This is a genomic window from Jeotgalibacillus alimentarius (assembly GCF_000829445.1).
Classification (GTDB): Bacteria; Bacillota; Bacilli; order Bacillales; family Jeotgalibacillaceae; genus Jeotgalibacillus; species Jeotgalibacillus alimentarius.
The window spans coordinates 1-1,663 of sequence record NZ_JXRQ01000023.1 but is presented as its reverse complement, the minus strand read 5'-3'; the positions used below and the strand labels follow the sequence as shown (position 1 = coordinate 1,663).

General features: G+C 52.6%; 17 tRNA genes. All 17 read left to right on the top strand.

What is annotated here, in order from left to right:
- The first annotated feature begins 9 nt into the window (after positions 1 to 9).
- The 17 genes from KP77_RS12105 (at position 10) to KP77_RS12025 (ending at position 1,534) form a co-directional block, all read left to right on the top strand.
- Positions 10 to 94: transfer RNA gene (locus tag KP77_RS12105), tRNA-Leu, on the top strand.
- Positions 95 to 104: 10 nt separating this feature from the next.
- A tRNA-Gly gene (locus KP77_RS12100) sits at positions 105 to 176 on the top strand.
- 11 nt (positions 177 to 187) lie between these two features.
- A tRNA-Arg gene (locus tag KP77_RS12095) sits at positions 188 to 264 on the top strand.
- Positions 265 to 294: 30 nt separating this feature from the next.
- A tRNA-Pro gene (locus KP77_RS12090) sits at positions 295 to 371 on the top strand.
- A gap of 17 nt (positions 372 to 388) precedes the next feature.
- Positions 389 to 464: transfer RNA gene (locus KP77_RS12085), tRNA-Ala, on the top strand.
- Positions 465 to 493: 29 nt separating this feature from the next.
- Positions 494 to 570 (top strand) — tRNA-Met (locus tag KP77_RS12080).
- Positions 571 to 580: 10 nt separating this feature from the next.
- Positions 581 to 657 (top strand) — tRNA-Ile (locus tag KP77_RS12075).
- A gap of 14 nt (positions 658 to 671) precedes the next feature.
- Positions 672 to 764, top strand: a tRNA-Ser gene (locus KP77_RS12070).
- 18 nt (positions 765 to 782) lie between these two features.
- Positions 783 to 856, top strand: a tRNA-Met gene (locus tag KP77_RS12065).
- Positions 857 to 864: 8 nt separating this feature from the next.
- Positions 865 to 940: transfer RNA gene (locus tag KP77_RS12060), tRNA-Asp, on the top strand.
- Between the two features lie 7 nt (positions 941 to 947).
- Positions 948 to 1,020, top strand: a tRNA-Phe gene (locus tag KP77_RS12055).
- A gap of 16 nt (positions 1,021 to 1,036) precedes the next feature.
- Positions 1,037 to 1,112, top strand: a tRNA-His gene (locus tag KP77_RS12050).
- Positions 1,113 to 1,122: 10 nt separating this feature from the next.
- Positions 1,123 to 1,196: transfer RNA gene (locus KP77_RS12045), tRNA-Gly, on the top strand.
- A 6-nt stretch (positions 1,197 to 1,202) separates the two neighbouring features.
- A tRNA-Ile gene (locus tag KP77_RS12040) sits at positions 1,203 to 1,279 on the top strand.
- Between the two features lie 5 nt (positions 1,280 to 1,284).
- Positions 1,285 to 1,359, top strand: a tRNA-Asn gene (locus KP77_RS12035).
- 8 nt (positions 1,360 to 1,367) lie between these two features.
- Positions 1,368 to 1,458: transfer RNA gene (locus KP77_RS12030), tRNA-Ser, on the top strand.
- A gap of 4 nt (positions 1,459 to 1,462) precedes the next feature.
- Positions 1,463 to 1,534: transfer RNA gene (locus tag KP77_RS12025), tRNA-Glu, on the top strand.
- The last annotated feature ends 129 nt before the right edge of the window (positions 1,535 to 1,663 follow it).

Here is a 1,663-nt window from a genome sequence, read left to right as displayed (position 1 = left end):
AATTTTTATGCGGGTGTGGTGGAATTGGCAGACACGCTAGACTTAGGATCTAGTGCCGCAAGGCGTGGGGGTTCAAGTCCCTCCACCCGCACCATATTTACCATGCGGGAGTAGTTCAGTGGTAGAACACCACCTTGCCAAGGTGGGGGTCGCGAGTTCGAATCTCGTCTTCCGCTTACTCTATTCAGCGCCCGTAGCTCAATTGGATAGAGCGTTTGACTACGGATCAAAAGGTTAGGGGTTCGACTCCTCTCGGGCGCGCCATATAAAATACATAGAACAACACATAACTGACGGGGAGTAGCTCAGCTTGGTAGAGCACTTGGTTTGGGACCAAGGGGTCGCAGGTTCAAATCCTGTCTTCCCGACCATCTTTTATAACTCATATGGGGCCTTAGCTCAGCTGGGAGAGCGCCTGCCTTGCACGCAGGAGGTCAGCGGTTCGATCCCGCTAGGCTCCACCATATGTATTTTGTAGACACTTTATTTATTGGGCGGCGTAGCTCAGCTGGCTAGAGCGTACGGTTCATACCCGTGAGGTCGGGGGTTCGATCCCCTCTGCCGCCACCAATATAATAAAGGACCTTTAGCTCAGCTGGTTAGAGCAGACGGCTCATAACCGTCCGGTCGCAGGTTCGAGTCCTGCAAGGTCCACCACTTTATATTTATACGGAGGAATACCCAAGTCTGGCTGAAGGGATCGGTCTTGAAAACCGACAGGGGTGTAACAGCCCGCGGGGGTTCGAATCCCTCTTCCTCCTCCATTTTTAATTTCATATCGTCGCGGGGTGGAGCAGTTCGGTAGCTCGTCGGGCTCATAACCCGAAGGTCGCAGGTTCAAATCCTGCCCCCGCAATTATTTATGGTCCCGTGGTGTAGCGGTTAACATGCCTGCCTGTCACGCAGGAGATCGCCGGTTCGATCCCGGTCGGGACCGCCATTTTTAAGGCTTTGTAGCTCAGTTGGTAGAGCAATGGACTGAAAATCCATGTGTCGGCGGTTCGATTCCGTCCAAAGCCATCTTTGTTGTTTCATGGCGATTGTGGCGAAGTGGTTAACGCACCGGATTGTGGTTCCGGCATTCGTGGGTTCGATTCCCATCAGTCGCCCCATTCAGAAAGTGCGGGTGTAGTTTAGTGGTAAAACCTCAGCCTTCCAAGCTGATGTCGTGAGTTCGATTCTCATCACCCGCTCCATTATAAGGGCCTATAGCTCAGCTGGTTAGAGCGCACGCCTGATAAGCGTGAGGTCGGTGGTTCGAGTCCACTTAGGCCCACCATTCGTTCCACAGTAGCTCAGTGGTAGAGCAATCGGCTGTTAACCGATCGGTCGTAGGTTCGAGTCCTACCTGTGGAGCCATTTTTTATGGGGAAGTACTCAAGTGGCTGAAGAGGCGCCCCTGCTAAGGGTGTAGGTCGTGTAAGCGGCGCGAGGGTTCAAATCCCTCCTTCTCCGCCAGTCAGGCCCGTTGGTCAAGTGGTTAAGACACCGCCCTTTCACGGCGGTAACACGGGTTCGAATCCCGTACGGGTCATCTTAAAAAGCAGTTTTCTGATCTATCATCTGAACTGCGCCCTGTCAAGTAGACAGTAAAAAAGAAAAAAGGTTAGAACTACGCTACGGCCTGGTACCGATACTCTATCGGTGCCAGGTTGTTTAATTT